At 56.9% G+C, this 14,654-nt stretch carries 15 protein-coding genes; 3 read left to right on the top strand and 12 right to left on the bottom strand.

All coding sequences use genetic code 11. The features are described from left to right. The first annotated feature begins 6 nt into the window (after positions 1–6). From MQE22_RS05845 to MQE22_RS05855, 3 genes are all read left to right on the top strand, one after another. Positions 7–807 (top strand): ribonuclease T2 family protein, encoded by an 801-nt coding sequence (locus MQE22_RS05845; RefSeq protein WP_255790240.1) that lies wholly within the window; start codon positions 7–9, stop codon positions 805–807. Between the two features lie 24 nt (positions 808–831). Continuing rightward, the gene (locus tag MQE22_RS05850) at positions 832–2,394 is read left to right on the top strand and encodes an alkaline phosphatase family protein (RefSeq protein ID WP_226827144.1); all 1,563 of its coding nucleotides are present in this window, start codon (positions 832–834) and stop codon (positions 2,392–2,394) included. Between the two features lie 117 nt (positions 2,395–2,511). Then, positions 2,512–3,765: an NAD(P)/FAD-dependent oxidoreductase gene (locus MQE22_RS05855; RefSeq protein WP_255790242.1), complete on the top strand. Its 1,254-nt coding sequence runs from the start codon at positions 2,512–2,514 to the stop codon at positions 3,763–3,765. Positions 3,766–3,794: 29 nt separating this feature from the next. Here MQE22_RS05855 and MQE22_RS05860 read toward each other — a convergent pair whose 3' ends face one another. The 12 genes from MQE22_RS05860 to MQE22_RS13830 form a co-directional block, all read right to left on the bottom strand. After that, on the bottom strand, positions 3,795–4,544 hold the full coding sequence (locus tag MQE22_RS05860) for a GntR family transcriptional regulator (RefSeq protein WP_215873326.1): 750 nt from the start codon (positions 4,542–4,544) through the stop codon (positions 3,795–3,797). 5 nt (positions 4,545–4,549) lie between these two features. Beyond that, positions 4,550–5,083, bottom strand: coding sequence for an AAA family ATPase (locus tag MQE22_RS05865; RefSeq protein WP_215873327.1), 534 nt, complete (start codon positions 5,081–5,083; stop codon positions 4,550–4,552). After that, on the bottom strand, positions 5,080–5,736 hold the full coding sequence (locus MQE22_RS05870; protein ID WP_226827176.1) for a DUF1045 domain-containing protein: 657 nt from the start codon (positions 5,734–5,736) through the stop codon (positions 5,080–5,082). Before MQE22_RS05870 ends, MQE22_RS05865 begins: the two co-directional genes overlap by 4 nt. Positions 5,737–5,741: 5 nt before the next feature. Next, complete coding sequence (locus MQE22_RS05875; RefSeq protein ID WP_215873329.1) at positions 5,742–6,881, bottom strand: alpha-D-ribose 1-methylphosphonate 5-triphosphate diphosphatase; 1,140 nt, start codon at positions 6,879–6,881, stop codon at positions 5,742–5,744. Further along, positions 6,878–7,573 (bottom strand): phosphonate C-P lyase system protein PhnL, encoded by a 696-nt coding sequence (phnL, locus tag MQE22_RS05880; protein ID WP_215873330.1) that lies wholly within the window; start codon positions 7,571–7,573, stop codon positions 6,878–6,880. Before phnL ends, MQE22_RS05875 begins: the two co-directional genes overlap by 4 nt. Further along, positions 7,570–8,352, bottom strand: coding sequence for an ATP-binding cassette domain-containing protein (locus MQE22_RS05885; protein WP_215873331.1), 783 nt, complete (start codon positions 8,350–8,352; stop codon positions 7,570–7,572). The genes phnL and MQE22_RS05885 overlap by 4 nt, the downstream gene beginning before the upstream one ends. Further along, entirely contained in the window at positions 8,349–9,182 is an 834-nt protein-coding gene (locus MQE22_RS05890; RefSeq protein WP_215873332.1) for an alpha-D-ribose 1-methylphosphonate 5-phosphate C-P-lyase PhnJ, read from the bottom strand. The genes MQE22_RS05885 and MQE22_RS05890 overlap by 4 nt, the downstream gene beginning before the upstream one ends. Next, positions 9,163–10,257 carry a carbon-phosphorus lyase complex subunit PhnI gene (locus MQE22_RS05895; protein WP_215873333.1) on the bottom strand — a complete coding sequence of 365 codons (1,095 nt, stop codon included), beginning with the start codon at positions 10,255–10,257 and terminating at the stop codon, positions 9,163–9,165. Before MQE22_RS05895 ends, MQE22_RS05890 begins: the two co-directional genes overlap by 20 nt. After that, positions 10,257–10,802: a phosphonate C-P lyase system protein PhnH gene (gene phnH, locus MQE22_RS05900; protein ID WP_215873334.1), complete on the bottom strand. Its 546-nt coding sequence runs from the start codon at positions 10,800–10,802 to the stop codon at positions 10,257–10,259. Before phnH ends, MQE22_RS05895 begins: the two co-directional genes overlap by 1 nt. After that, positions 10,799–11,236: a phosphonate C-P lyase system protein PhnG gene (gene phnG / locus MQE22_RS05905; RefSeq protein WP_215885784.1), complete on the bottom strand. Its 438-nt coding sequence runs from the start codon at positions 11,234–11,236 to the stop codon at positions 10,799–10,801. The genes phnH and phnG overlap by 4 nt, the downstream gene beginning before the upstream one ends. Positions 11,237–11,613: 377 nt before the next feature. Then, complete coding sequence (locus MQE22_RS05910; protein WP_215873336.1) at positions 11,614–13,956, bottom strand: TonB-dependent receptor; 2,343 nt, start codon at positions 13,954–13,956, stop codon at positions 11,614–11,616. Between the two features lie 165 nt (positions 13,957–14,121). After that, the gene (locus MQE22_RS13830; RefSeq protein ID WP_215873337.1) at positions 14,122–14,475 is read right to left on the bottom strand and encodes a winged helix-turn-helix domain-containing protein; all 354 of its coding nucleotides are present in this window, start codon (positions 14,473–14,475) and stop codon (positions 14,122–14,124) included. Positions 14,476–14,654 lie beyond the last annotated feature (179 nt).

Below are 14,654 nucleotides of genomic sequence, written 5' to 3' on the forward strand. Positions count from 1 at the left end.
GGAGCTGTGAAAAAATTTGCGCTTGCGTGTTTGGCGCTGTTGAGTCTGTTTGTAGGCGGCGCCCAGGCCGAGACAGCCGTCGTGCCGGTTGTTCCGAACCTACGCTTTGCACACTACACCTTCGCCATGCTCTGGCAGCCTGGCGTTTGTGCCACCTGGACACGGGTGGGCGCCGCTTGTGACGATCTGACGCCTGCGTCTCGCGCCAGCCAGCAGTGGAGTCTGCACGGTCTCTGGGCCAGCCGCCCGCAACAGCTCATTGCGAGTGGAATGGAGCCCAAAACCTGGTGGCAGCACGGCTGTTTTTGGTTCCAGAACCAGAGTACCGCCCCTCACGACAGTTGTTCGTTGCCCTCCCTCGAACTGTCGCCCGCAGTCAGCAGCGAGCTGAGCGCCAATATGCCCATGCGCAAGGTCTGCCTGGATCGCCATGAATATTACAAGCACGAGGCCTGTTTCGGGGAAAAGCCCGATCCCTTTTTTCAGACGGCCCTGCGCTTGTTGGGGGACGTCAATGCCAGCAGTTTTACGGCATACGTGCGGGATCACCGTGGGCAATGGGTCAAGCGCAACGATCTATTGCGCGCTTATACTACGGCATTTCATCTTCCCAATGCAGAGTCTCTAGAACTGCGTTGCGAGAGTAGTGACAACCATAGCGGCCACGAGCTGCAGGGTGAGGGAACCATCCTCACCGAGGCATGGATCACCATCCGTGCCAATGCCCTCCAGGAGTTTCCTCGTCCAGGCGCGTTTATGGCCGGACGGAAGGGAAATTGCGCAAAACTCATCCATATTTTGCCCTAAGACAAGGAGCGTATTTTGCAATCCATGAATCGTCGTTCATTTTTGAAGCATCTGGGTCTGGGTGCCGGTGCCGCCGTTGCTGGCCCGCATCTGTTGGGTGTGGCCCATGCGGCTGGCGGCAGCAGTGAGCAGATGCTGCGCAGCAAGATCGAGCATGTCGTCGTGATTTTTCAGGAAAACCGGAGTTTTGATCATTACTTCGGGACATTTCAGCCGCGTAATGGCCAAAAGGTGGTCAATCTTTTGGACGCTGCCGGAAAAATCGATCCGCGCTTTACCAACCTGCAAAAAAATCCCGCGGGCATCCCGTACGCCAATCTGCCATTACCCACGGAAATTCCGGCTTTTACTCAGGCGAGTCTGCCCAACCAGCCATTTCATCTGGCGCCGTACATCCCCGCCAATGGTAACGTGCGCTGGGATCCCAAGCACCGTTTCTTCCGCATGATGGCAGAGGTCAACAACGGTAAGATGGATCTTTTCGTGGCGCTGGCGGGTGGCGCCCACACGCACCTCAGCCGCGATGAATTTCGCAAGATGACGCCGGCGCAGATTGCCTTTGATCTGGCCCGGCCCAGCGGCCCGGTGCTGGGCTATTATGAGGCGGCGGACCTGCCGTTTTACCACCGCATGGCGCATGAATATGTGCTCTTCGATCATTTCTATCAGGCCATGAGCGGTGGGAGTACGGGAAATGCGCTGTATCTGGCGGCGTGCCGCTCTTGCGTCAATCCGACTGTCCCAGACGAAAATGTTGCGCCCTTCGACCCTCATGAAGCCGGTCTGCAGCATGCCTTCTTCGACCTGCCTTACGACCATCGTCGGGTGATGGTGAACGACCTGCCGCCGCTGCAGGGTCCGACCAACGCCGGTGAGCCAAAGGTATTGAAGATCAGCCCGCCTCCCGCCGCACAGACCTACGACAACATTGGCGATCGCCTCAACGCCGCCAAGGTCGATTGGGCCTGGTATAACGAAAACTGGAATCGGGTAAAGCCCTGGGCCTTGAAAACCGCCTTTGGTCCAGGAGATGGCTCTGCTGTGGTGGAAACCTCGCAGCTCTACGTCGCCCACCACAATCCGTTCCAATATTATCCGCGCTGGTTTGATTACGTTCGGGATGGGCACATGCGCGACGCCGACGACTTTCTGGAAGATGCGCGGCAGGGCAAACTGCCTGGGGTATCCTTCATCAAGGCGAGTGCTGCGCATGACGAACATCCTGCCGATTCTGCTTCCGCAGTGGGGATGGAGTGGGTCGAGCGCTTGGTTCGTTCGGTAGGAGAGGGGCCAGCCTGGGAAAAGACCGCCATTTTCATCGCCTATGACGAGGGCGGCGGTTTCTGGGACTCGCTGCCACCCAAGGTGGTAGATGAGTACGGCTTCGGTACCCGCATTCCGGCACTGCTGATCAGTCCCTGGGCGCGTCAGGGTCTAGTGGACCACCATCTGGCGAGTACGGCCAGTATCCTCAAGTTCATTGAGACCCGCTTTGGCTTGGCGCCACTTAATCATCGCGACCGCGATGCCTACGACATGCTCGGAGCGTTCGACTGGGGGCAGCGCCCGCGCAGTTTTTCGCTGTGATGATTCGGGGCCTGCCACCCGGCAGGTCCCGCTCAGGCGCTTCCGCTAGGGCACTCCCGCCGTTGCTTCCTGTCTGTGCTATTCTGAATTCTGGCTTATTGGCTGGGAGGCGGCGCTATGGCAAAGTCCGTGATGGTGGCGGGTGCGGGGATTGTGGGTCTCTCGATAGCGCTACAGTTGCAGTTGCGTGGTTGGCAGGTGCAACTCTGGGATCGCCAGCCAGCGGGGGAGGGGACCTCTTATGGCAATGCCGGACTCATTCAACGCGAGGCGGTGTTCCCCCAGCCCTTTCCGCGGGATCTTCATGAACTTTGGCATTACGCCGGCAATCGCAGCAGTCGTGCACAGTACCGGTTTCGTGCCTTGCCGCCTCTGGCACCCGCCTTTCTGCGCTATTGGCGCGCATCTCGTCCTGATCGTCTGCAACGCAGTGCCAAGGACTACGGAGCGCTCATTCGCCATTGTCTGGAGGACCACCTGGCACTGGCAGCCGTGACCGATGCCAGCGAGTTGTATCGGCCGGGGGGCTGGGTACAAACCTTTCAGAAGCCGGAACATTTGGCGGCGGAGTCGGCGGCGGCCGCCTATAAAAAGCTGCACTTTGACGTGGAATATGCCTTGTGGGACGAAAATGCGCTGAAACAGCACCTTCCCATGCTGCGCGCTGGTCTCGCTGGCGCCATTCACTGGACCCAGCCTTTGGCACTGATCGAACCGGTCGCGCTGTCCCAGGCCTATTTGCGGACCTTTCAACAGCAGGGCGGCGAATTTGTCTTGGAGGGCATCAAAGAACTGGAAAAGACCGCGCACGGCTGGCGTATCCGCGGCGAGAAACAATCAGGAGAAGCTCCCTGGCTGGTATTCAGCATGGGCGCCTGGACGGTAGATTGGGCTAAGCGCTTGGGGTATCAGGCTCCAGTGTTCGTTAAACGGGGCTATCATCAGCATTATACCCAAAGCGCAGAGCCGGGACTGCCGCTGCCGGTATTGGATAGCGAGGCGGGTTATGTACTCGCACCGATGCGCCACGGTCTGCGCCTGACCACCGGGGCCGAATTTGCCGGGCGGGATGACCCACCATCGTTGCGCCAGCTAAGCCTGGCGGAGGCGGCGGCGCGTAAGCTCTACCCGGGTCTGGGGCGTCCCCTGGACCCCAAACCCTGGCTGGGACATCGTCCGTGTACGGGGGACATGCTACCTATCATCGGTCCGCTGCGGGAGCAGCCAGGCATCTTTCTTGCTTTTGGGCACTGCCACCAGGGCCTGACCATGGGACCGAGTACCGGCCGCCTGGTGGCGCAGATGCTGGAGAATGACGCGCACCCCTTTGTGGATCCCTGGCCGTATCGTCCGGAGCGTTTCCGGGCGTAAACGGCACCGTCGATCTGTGTGGGCTTGAATTAGCCGGGTTCGTAGACCAGCCGCACGCGGGAGGCAGGGTACAGTACGGTAGAAAACTCGATACCGACCCCGGCAGGATCGACGTTGACGTTTTCACAAAGCAACAGACATTCGCCCTTTGCCAATTGCAGGAGCTCGCGCTCGCTGGCTTGTGCTAGAGACGACTGGATGGTGGAGCGCATGCGGGTGTAATCCTGCACGCCACGCAGGCGCAGAGACTCGGTAATCCCGCGCCCGGCACGCAGGTCCTCCACCAGTGGCAGCAAGTGCTCGCCAAAGAAGAGATGACGGGCGACGGAGATGGGTTCGTTCCCGACGAAGCCCAGGGTCTTGACCATGGCGACCCGCGGAAAATCTGGGAAAACGCCATAGGACTGGATACGGCGCAGCTCGGGCAAATCCGCCAGGTCCAGAATTTGTGCTTCCAGTATCTGATTGTGTCCAGGCTTCTGGTATTTCTTGACCCATTCAGAAAAACGCGGACGCTGCATTAATTGGTAATCAAACTGGGGTTGGGCGACAAAAGTCCCGATACCATGCCGGGTTTCTGCCGCACCCAATTCACAAAGCTGTTGCAATGCGCGGCGCAGGGTATGACGATTGACGCCGTATTCCTCGGCCAGAAACTGCTCACTCGGCAAGCGTTCGCCGCTCGGCCACTCCTTGGCCTCGATGCGTGCGTAAAGATCGTCGGCGATCTGTTTCCAGATGCTGATGCCGTTCTGAAAGTTGGTGATATGTACGGGCATGGCAGTCAGTCTAGCAAATTCCGCAGGATCGTGAGCAGATCCGTCAGGGCATCTTCCACGGCACCGTTGTTGGAGATAGGAAAATCCACCACGTCTGGGCCAAGAGGAACTTGGCGTGCCAGGCGTTCGGAAATCGCGTCGGTAGATTCCCGATTCCGCGCCAGCAGGCGCTCGCGACGAATCTGCGCGTCGGCATCGATGAGGATCGTGCTGCCCCCCAGAGTCTGGCGCAAGCTGAGCAGGGTCTGGCGCGATACACTGACCACTACCAGGCGACCATCCTGGGGTAATGCCGACCAGGGTAGCGCGTACTCCCAGCCATGTGCCTGCCAGGAAAGGGCAAGCCGGCCCTGTTTTTCCAGGGCCGTGAGTTCTTCAGGCGGTACGTATTCTTCTCCCCAGGCGGGCTGCGGCCGGGTCACCAAGCGTCTGGCAAAATAAACGCGGGGATCATCGCATAAGGCCTCCTGAGCAAGGCGGAGCAGGGTATCTTTCCCTGCGCCGGAGGGGCCGGCCACCCAGACGAAGGATGATTTCATCCGCGGGCCCCCAAAGGAATTTCCGCGATGACCCGAAAGGGATTTTTGGCATCGTCTTGCACCAAGAGCGCAAGGGAGCGCAAAAAGCGGGGACGGAGGAGTACCTCCGAGAAAAATTCCTGTGTCTGCGGCAGCCAAGCGTCGGGCTTGGGAACTGCATCGCTCAGGGTCAGGTGAAAGACAAAATCGGTAAAGACATGCGGATACCCCCATTGCCGCAACTGCGCTCGCTGGCGCTCGCTGTAGCTGGCGCGGGATCGCTGCTGCAACTCTTCCTCATTGTAGGGACGGCGGAAAGAGTCCAGTTCCCGAACGCAGGCATCGGCCAGGGCATGCAATTCCGGGCAGGATTGCGTCAAACGCAGGCTCAGGAAGGCATCGTCCAGCACCAGACGCAAATCCGGAAGACGAAACGGCTCATGCTGCTGCAGCAGAGAGCGGGTCGCTGCTTCGAGATCTGCGAGAGTGCCCTGGAGAGGCATGGGCGCCTTGATGGTGGCGTGGAAACCATAAGCTTGGGCGCGCCCCGCCGGTACCTGTGGATGGGGTCGGGAGACTGCGCACACTGTACGGCTGTCCCAGCCCAGCCAACGACTTCCGCACTCCCACAGCGGATCATCGGCCAACGGCAAATAGTAGAGAGCGACACGCATGGTTCTCAACCGACGCGCTCGCCCGCACGCCAGACTCCGCGCAGGGTCACCAGCCCGTCCTGATAGCGCCCGCGCAGCAGATCTGCGCGCTGTCCGGGGGTCATACTTCCGCGATCTTCCAGACCCAATAGTCTTGCTGGACTACTGGTGACCATGGCTATGGCCTGCGGAAGGGAGGCGAGCTTCTGCTCGGCCAGGAGGAAAGCTGCCTCCAGTAAGGAGCTCGGGTAGTAGTCAGAGGCCAGGGCGCTGACTACGCCCTCCCGCACCAGATCAGCCACCGCCACATTGCCGGAGTGGGAGCCACCGCGCACCAGATTGGGGGCGCCGGCCACCGTCGCCATGCCCAGATCCACGGCATGCCGAGCAGCGGCAAGAGTTACTGGAAACTCGCTGATACGAATGCCATCGCGTGCGTTGCGTTCGATTTCTTCTGGAGTGACATCGTCGTGACTCGCTACCGGTAGAGGCCGGTCGCGTAGCAGCTCGAGAATGAAAGCGCGATTCTGGGCGCTATAGCGATGGTGCCTTTCCTGTGATTCCGCGATACGCTGCTCCAACTCCTCTTCGCTCAAACCCTCCGCGCGGCGCCCCGAGCGGAATTTTTCGAGATTGGTGTGCTGTCCCACTCCCGGCGTGTGATCCATCAGACTGAGCATCTGCACGGGTCCTGCCGCCAGGCTTTCCTGCAGCAACTGCGGCAGATTGGCCACCGGCAATTCGCAACGGAGATGCAGAAAATGCTCGGCGCGCAACTGATCGCCAGCGCGCAACTGTTGCAGGTCGACCAGTGCGTCGCGTAAGGTCTGCACCCGCTGCGCCTCGAAGCCGGCGTCACCAACGCAGAGGGCGTCGGCAACGCTGGTGATTCCTGCCGCGATGCATTGGGCATCGTGCGCTAGAAAGGCCGAGCGCGAGGGCCAACGGGCCTGCGTCCGCGGCTGTACCTGCCGCTCCAGGTTGTCCGTATGGATATCCACCAGGCCCGGAAGCAGGAAATCGCCGGCACAGTCGAGGAGTTCCGAGCTACTCGATGGTCCCTCGTCCAGGATCCGGATCTTGCCGTCATCATCCAGCAGTAACGAACCAAGCACGACTTCATCGGGCAGAACCAGGCGGGCGTTGCGAAATCCACGGATCTTCATGAGCAGGCATCTCCAGCGGCAAGGATAAGTTCGCGGTCGGCAAGCTTTCGAATCTGTTGCGGGTCGTGCAAGATGAGCAGAATGCTACGACCATTCTCCTTGGCACGCCGAATTTCAGCAAGAATCAGGGCGGCATTGGCGGGGTCCAGGGAAGCCGTCGGTTCATCCAGCAGGAGCAGGGGATGGGTGCCGATCAGGGTACGGGCGACATTCACCCGTTGTTGTTCGCCGCCGGAAAAGCTGGCGGGGGGCAAATGGTGCAGCGCCAGCGGAATATTCAGGCGCAGTAATAACTCGCGGGCCCGCGCCGCCGCCTCTGTGTCGGATTTTCCTTGTAATAGCGCTGGCTCGGCGACGATCGCCAGGGTCGATACGCGGGGGATCACCCGCAGAAACTGGCTGGCGTACGCCATGCTCCAGCGTCGCGCATCCAGGATGCTGCGGGAGTCGGCGCGAGAGAGTTCCAGGCATTGCTGTTGGTGATGTAGATAAATGCTACCGGAATCCACCCGGTAGCTACCGAAAACGCAACGCAGGAGGGTCGACTTGCCGGCACCGGAGGGCCCGCGCAGGGCCACGCATTCGCCGGCCTGCAACTGGAAATCTGGGGCGCGCAGAGTGGGTAAGCGCTGCCCGCCACGCAAGTGCAGGGTAAAAGTCTTTTCCAGGGACTCCACTTCGAGCAGATTCATAGGGTCAGAACCGAGGCGACCAGTAGTTGGCTATAGGGATGTTGCGGATCCTCCAACACCTGGTCTACCAGGCCTGCCTCCACCACTCGCCCACCCTGCAGAATGATTAGCCGTTGGGCGAGGAGGCGGGCAACGCCCAGATCGTGGGTGACCAGGGCAACGGCCATGGCACTGCTCTGGACCAACTTGCGGATCAGGTCGAGAACCGCTGCCTGTACGGAAAGATCGAGACCGCTGGTGGGCTCGTCCAGTAACAGGATACTGGGCCGACTGATCAACACCCGGGCAAGCTGGAGGCGCTGGAGCATGCCTCCGGAAAATTGCTGGGGCGTGTCATCGATGCGGTCAGGATCGATCTCCACCCGCGCTAACCAGTCCTTTGCCTCCGCCCGCAGACGGGCGTAGGAACGTTCCCCCTGCGCCAGCCGACGCTCGATAATGTTGGCCCCCGCACTATGCTGCATGCGCAGGGAATCGCGGGAGTTTTGCGTCATCAGCGCCCAGCGGCTGCGCTGCAATTGACGCAGTTCCTGTTGTCGTAGTTCGGCAAGATCGCAGCGTCGGCCATGACCATCATCAGCCTCCACCACCCCCCGACTCGGCCGCAGATCGCCATGCAGCAGTCGCAGCAGGGTGGATTTCCCCGATCCACTTTCGCCCACGATGGCCAGCACCTCACCAGGATAGAGTTCGAGATGCACGTCGTGAAGCACCTTGCGTTGGCCAAAGGCAAAATCCAAGTCCTGCGCGCGCAGGGAGGGCTCGATTTGCGGAGTCATCCCTCTATTCTCCGCTGGCAATAATCGGTGTCGGAGCAGACGTATTGTCTTCGGCCCGCATCGTCCAGAATGATCTCGTCCTTATACGATTCTGTGCTGCCGCAGCGATGGCAGGGCGGTTGCTCCCACTCGGGACAGAAGGGATGGTCGGAAAACTGCAGAGGCTCAACGTTGGTGTAAGGAGGTACGGCATAGAGGCGACGCTCCCGTCCCGCGCCAAAAAGGTGCAAAGCCGCGCTCTGATGCAGCTTCGGGAGATCGAAGGCCGGAATCGGAGACGGAGACATCAAATACCGGCCATGGACCAGGACCGGGTAATCGTAACTCACGGTGATACGCCCCTGGCGCGCCACCTGGTCGAAAAGAGATAAATACATGAGGCTGTAATCTCCCCAGGCGTGCAGGCGGAGGGTTTCCGTCTGCCGGGCTTCGAGTTTGAACAAGGGTTCCGGCATGGGCACCTGATAGACCATGATCTGTCCCTCGCGCAGGGGCGTTTCTGGAATACGGTGGCGAGTCTGGATGATAGTCGACTCGTCGCTTCGGGTGCTGCGGCTTACCCCGGCGGTGCGGGCAAAAAACCGGGCAATGGAGATGGCGTTGGTGGTATCGTCCGCCCCTTGATCGATGACCTTGAGGATATCGTCACTACCCAGGATGGCCGCGGTGACCTGAATGCCTCCGGTCCCCCAGCCATAGGGCAGGGGAAGATTACGGCTGGGGAAAGAGATCTGATGACCGGGTATGGCCACCGCCTTGAGCAGTTTGCGGCGGATGGCACGTTTGCTGCCCTCATCCAGATACGCGAAATTATACGACACTTGCATCATCGGCTCCTGCCGCCGGGTCCTTCAGGGTTTCCTGCCGCAGATTGCGCAGGGTCTGCAGCTCACTCTGAAAATCTACATGGTGGGGTAGCTTCAGGTGTTCCAGAAAGCCCATGGCTGCCACGTTGTCACCGTGGGCCAGCACAAACTCCTGATCCTGCGCTGGAGCGTTGCACTCCTCCCCCAGCTCGGCGCCGCGCAGGGCGCGATCCACCAGCGCCATGGCAATGGCTTTGCGCTCGTTGCCGCCCAATTGCAGGCCATAACCGCGAGTGAACTGTGCCTGTTCCGTCGCTGGCTGGTGCACGGTTTCTGCCTCGACGGCATGCACTTCGCCAATGCAGACCGCTTCGACAATTCCCGGTAGTTGCACATAGACCCGCGCCGGACCGCTGCGCAATTCCCCCAGAAACGGATGGGTATGTCCATAGCCGCGTTGTGTGGAATAGGCCAGACCGAGTACAAACCCCTCATCGGCCCGGGCCAGCGCTTGCAGGCGCAAGGCCCGCGGGGCAGGGAATTGGAGAGGCTCCTCGCGTAGATCGGGCGGGACGGCCGGCCCTTTTTCATTAGCACTGCTGGCCTCCAGTATTCCCTCGCGCGTAAGGATTTCCGCGAGATTACCGGATTCGCCATGCTTGGCGTTGGACTCCAAATCATGCTGCGGCAATTCCATCCCGGCGAAAAATCCGATCAAGCGATGCGAGTAATCGTAGGTGGCACCAAGGCGCTGTCCTCCCGGCAGGTCCTTGAATACCGCCGAAATCCGTCGCTCTGCACGGGCGTCGTCGAGAGCTATTGGCAGTGCCTCCCCCAGTCGGGGCAAGGTGGCGGCATAGGCGCGCAGCAGAAACACCGCTTCGAGAACATCTCCTTGTCCCTGTAGGAGTGCCTGCGCCGCGAGTTTCGGTGCGTGGAGAGCAGCCTCGGCCATGACCCGATCGATGGCTTTGCGCTGGGAGCGCAGGGTCTCGGTAATGCGCGCTGTGTCGTCGATCCTTCCTTCGATCTCCTGGGCCACCAGGCGGTGTGCCTGGTCGATGGCTGCCTCGCCCCCTTTGCTGGCTACATAGCTCATCAGGGTAGTCCTATCTGTGTGCTGCGCGGCAGGCCAATGCAGGCGTCCGGTAGCAAGAGTATGACATCCACCCCTTGCGGATAGCGGGCGTGATTGCGTTCCCAGGCCATAAGAAAGGAAGGTGCTAGCGGTAGCCAAGTCGTCAGTTGACCGTTAATGCCCGGCCCTTGCAGTACATAATCCTGACCTGGACCGCGCAGTGCCCAACAGAGCAGGGTCGCGCTGTTTTCTGGTGCCTCCTCGCTGCCCTGAGGTAGGTCATCCAGGGCCGACCAATCCCAGTCGGCCGCGCGCGCCAGTACGAAATCTGCGGGCAGGTTGGACGCTCTGCGGGCATTCAGACCAGCAACCCAGTTTTCCAATTCCTTGTCGAGGCCTGGCCAGAGGCAGATGCTGGTCGCGCTGTCCAGTAGACAGGAAAGAACAAGCCCAAGACTGCCGAAAGGAAAGGTGTCCGCATCCGGCAACCGTTGTGGGATTCCCGGCCGGCTCATCGCAGCGAGCAAACTGCGGAAGCTTCGTTGATCCTGGTGTACCCGCGTCATTCCATGTTCTCCAGATTGAAGAAGTCCACCTGCGTGGCCCGATATTGCGCGTGCTGGCACGCGTTATCGTCGTCTATGGACTTTTGTAGAGCCTCCATCAAAAGTCTCCCCCAGCTCTCCCAGCTCGATGTGTCCTGCAACAATGCATCCCAGCGAGCAATCCAAAGGGCATGCTCGGCATCATCTCCCAAGAGCCAGCCCAACCCCTCGTACCCGCGGGCATCACGGATATGAGCTTGGGTGACGAGAAGATCCGTCAGACAAAATGGATCGCCCTCAACATCGGCTCGTGCGGGTAGCAAGAGAGTACCGAGCTGTGGACCCAGCAGCAGCTCATAGCTTGGCCAGTCCGGAACCCAGGTCGCGAGCTCCCTGAGCTGCGCCGGTGGCGCAAGTGCGAGGGTGGCCAGGACTTGGGAGCGTTGGTAGGGCATAACACCTCCAAAGCTCATATTATATAGACAACTATAACTTTATAAATGTGACCTAGTGTTCAAATCAATCAACTTATCAGTCGTTTGAGCCTCGGACGTTGCGGACAAGGAAGAATGAGCTTTCCATGCTTTGTCAGGATCAATTACACATGGAATTTCTCTGGTTGTTGTTACCAGTCAAAGGCACCCATCATGTCGTACGCATTGCGATCGCGGTGGTTGAGCGGCTCAAGCCCAAATCGTGATTCGATAAACTTCAGGATGCTCGCAGTGCTCGTGACGTGATGATCTACCAACCCCGAACGAGTCCAAAAAAGCCCCCGGCGATGCCGGGGGTGCCTGTTAAACTGAGTAAGTGCACCGACTAAATGAACGCGTTAAAATCTTGCAGATACAGTGACAAAATATTGCCGGGGCGCACCTGGGTCTACCAGAATGGCACCAGCGCTGTTGCCGCCGAAGTATCCGCCACTGGTTATGTACTCGATAGGATTGTAGCGCGTATCGAAAAGGTTGTATAAGCCAACAGAGAGCTTGACAGTTTTCAGCGTCGGGATAAAAGAATCTAGTCGATTAGTTTTTATCCCAAGAATGAGATTAGATACATTGTATCCTGGCTGCTTCCGGTGCGATGGCGCACCAGTTAAATTATTGAACAGATATTGAGAGCTTGTATACTGATCAACAAATTTCGGAGAGAAAAGAAAGCCGTGATAATAATAACGATAATCAACGCCCGCACTCATAGTAAGATTTGGGCTATAAGATACGTTTTCATTGTGCAAAGTGGTACCTCCACCCTGTGGGGTGTAGGACGTATAATATGAATGATTGAGACCAAGATTGGCGAACAGATGCCAGTGCCAGGAGGGATTATCTGCTATTGCCACAGTGACACCGTTCACTACTGCATTTGCTGCAGCAAACTTGGTCTGGGCAATATTGGAAAGGTAGGTTGCAATGGTTTCATTGGCTAGTCTGTCGTGGTAGTAATTTATGTTGAACGTGAAGTCATGCAAAAAATACCAATTTTGCACTAAGAATTTAGCGCCAATTTCATAATCTGTGCTTTTCACAGGCTTAAGCGTGTTAAAATCAATAGTTCCACCATTGCTGTTGTAGGCGCCAAAGTTATTGTCAGTTGGGTTTTGATAGGATACGCTATAGTGAGCATATAATGCTCCCCATTTAACCGGCGCGAAGCGCACGCCGACGGATGGCTCCAAACGAGATATTGTATCCGAAGAGCTATTGATGAGAGTTTGATTCTGCGCGCCAGCTGGCAAATTTGGAAACGCCTCGTTACCGTTGTTATACATTTGGGTTTGATACTGCACAGCGGCTAATCCAGGAGTTATCTTAAGGCCTGCATATGGCGTGATGGTATCTTGGATAAAGCCAGTCAGATATGTGTTATAAAGAACATCGCTGTTGTACTGAATAGGATAATATCTGCTGGTTCCTAGCTGCTCGTTATAACCTGCATAAATCGATGAATATTTTTGTTGAATCCACGATCCTCCTGCTTTTATGAGGTTCATCGGCAAATGCCAGGTGAAGTACAACTTGTCTCCGTAGGTATCCGAGCTTGGGTTATAATATTCGGAATTAGCTGTATTATCTGGTTGATAATTCGTGATACGATAATGCAATCTGTGTCCGTGACGATACCATGCAAGGTCATGCAACGTTAAATCTTTGCTCATATGGGTATTGAGCTTTGCGTATAGCATGTATCCTTGCACCTTCAGCTGCTTGAACCATACTGACTGCGGGAGTGATGAATAGAACCCAGTAGTTGCTTGGCTGTACAAGGGTGCGTTGGCGTTCAGGCCTTCGGTTGTGATGCCCTGTATAGGAGCGATAGGGATAAAATTTGGCCTGAACTCACGGGAACTGTCAACGTAGCCACCAAGACTGAATGTACCGTTCTGAAAAGCTTTTGTCACCTTACCAAAATAGGCGAATGACTGTGAGGGCGCATTGAATGTTCCCGTACGGAACGTATTGTTTTTGATGTAGCCTCCCGCCAGAACTGCGGACCATCCATCGTACATTCCTGTCTTGAGATCAAAGTTGTAACCAAGCGTACCGTTACTGCCAAATGTGGTACCAATTTCGGCGCCTGGCTTTAATGACGGCTGGAGTGGTACAAAGTTGATGGTGCCACCAACGCTATCGAACCACCGATCGGCTGGATTCCCTGGCCCGTAGGTTACGTTGACGCCATGTATCATTTGGAGAATAGGAATTTCGTTTGAGTCCCATCCACCATTATGAGAAATCAGATTGTTCATGGGAACCCCGTCAAACAATACCGTCAGGCCATTGCGCTCGACGTCACCGTTGACAGATGACCAGCCCACCTTCACGCCGCGCACTGCGATTTCATAGCGCGCGGTTGATGCTATTCCGCCGTAGCCACGAGTAGCTATGCCGGGCGCAAGCGATAGAGCCTGCGCTGCTCCGGCAGTGGGTCCTACGCCTTGAATTTCACGCTTCCCAAGGACGGCCTGGGATTGTGTGGATTTAAAAATCTGCTTATGAGTAAGTTTGCTATCTGAGCTGTTCCGATCCGTGACGGCTTTTGAGGCCTTGCTCACCTCGCCTACATTAACTCCTGGTTGGCTGTCACTAGCGAGGGCTATGCTGTATAAGTTACACAGTCCGATGGATAACAGTGCAGCATGTAGCGGTTTAAATTGAAAAGTGCTGATCATGAGTTAACTCCTTTAGTGTTACAGAAATCGTTGGATAGAGTGCACAAAATACATGATTCTATGGTGTTAAATAACTTCTCTGTTAATTCTGTGTGTTTTGCAGAAACTGTTAACAAAATTCTATTTAACATACTAGTTCTCATGCAATGTGTCATTTCTTTTTCATCAAGTCCATCTATATCCGAAGCTTCGAACCGATTCAATCTTTTGCGAACAGTTCGCTTCTATCAGTTTTCGATTGACACGGAGGACATAGACTGCGAGAGCATTTTTGGTGCCCGCGGAATTCCGGAATAGCGCGCGCAAGAGGCTTTCATGGGAGACAGCGATTCCCTCCCGGGCTACAAGATAATCGATTAATAACCATTCCTTTGGAGAGAATGTGATCCTTTGTTCGCCCACAACCCCGAGAAGTGATGCCTGGTCCAGGCGCAAACGGTGATGGTTGTTCTCTTGCATTGCAATAAAGCTAGATCTACTGAGAGATGGGTTGGTATCACCAGTGCCGCGACTGAACATGGCTGTTTACTCCTAGTTCCTGATGTTTAGACATCATAACAGGAGTTTGTGACACTAGTGTGAATCTTCGATTACAATATTATTACAATATTATGACAACTAAAGTATGCGTTTATTGCTCGAAGGATGAGGGCGTCTTGGCTTGGCTAAATGATACTTATCCTAGCGTAAATTCCTAT

This window comes from Acidithiobacillus sp. YTS05 (genome assembly GCF_024396695.1).
GTDB lineage: Bacteria > Pseudomonadota > Gammaproteobacteria > Acidithiobacillales > Acidithiobacillaceae > Igneacidithiobacillus > Igneacidithiobacillus copahuensis.

Coding starts and splice junctions, on each gene's coding strand:
- MQE22_RS05850 (WP_226827144.1), top strand. CDS start 832: ATGAATCGTCGTTCATTTTTGAAGCATCTGGGTCTGGGTGCCGGTGCC.
- MQE22_RS05855 (WP_255790242.1), top strand. CDS start 2,512: ATGGCAAAGTCCGTGATGGTGGCGGGTGCGGGGATTGTGGGTCTCTCG.
- MQE22_RS05860 (WP_215873326.1), bottom strand. CDS start 4,544: ATGCCCGTACATATCACCAACTTTCAGAACGGCATCAGCATCTGGAAA.
- MQE22_RS05865 (WP_215873327.1), bottom strand. CDS start 5,083: ATGAAATCATCCTTCGTCTGGGTGGCCGGCCCCTCCGGCGCAGGGAAA.
- MQE22_RS05870 (WP_226827176.1), bottom strand. CDS start 5,736: ATGCGTGTCGCTCTCTACTATTTGCCGTTGGCCGATGATCCGCTGTGG.
- MQE22_RS05875 (WP_215873329.1), bottom strand. CDS start 6,881: ATGAAGATCCGTGGATTTCGCAACGCCCGCCTGGTTCTGCCCGATGAA.
- phnL (WP_215873330.1), bottom strand. CDS start 7,573: ATGAATCTGCTCGAAGTGGAGTCCCTGGAAAAGACTTTTACCCTGCAC.
- MQE22_RS05885 (WP_215873331.1), bottom strand. CDS start 8,352: ATGACTCCGCAAATCGAGCCCTCCCTGCGCGCGCAGGACTTGGATTTT.
- MQE22_RS05890 (WP_215873332.1), bottom strand. CDS start 9,182: ATGATGCAAGTGTCGTATAATTTCGCGTATCTGGATGAGGGCAGCAAA.
- MQE22_RS05895 (WP_215873333.1), bottom strand. CDS start 10,257: ATGAGCTATGTAGCCAGCAAAGGGGGCGAGGCAGCCATCGACCAGGCA.
- phnH (WP_215873334.1), bottom strand. CDS start 10,802: ATGACGCGGGTACACCAGGATCAACGAAGCTTCCGCAGTTTGCTCGCT.
- phnG (WP_215885784.1), bottom strand. CDS start 11,236: ATGCCCTACCAACGCTCCCAAGTCCTGGCCACCCTCGCACTTGCGCCA.
- MQE22_RS05910 (WP_215873336.1), bottom strand. CDS start 13,956: ATGATCAGCACTTTTCAATTTAAACCGCTACATGCTGCACTGTTATCC.
- MQE22_RS13830 (WP_215873337.1), bottom strand. CDS start 14,475: ATGTTCAGTCGCGGCACTGGTGATACCAACCCATCTCTCAGTAGATCT.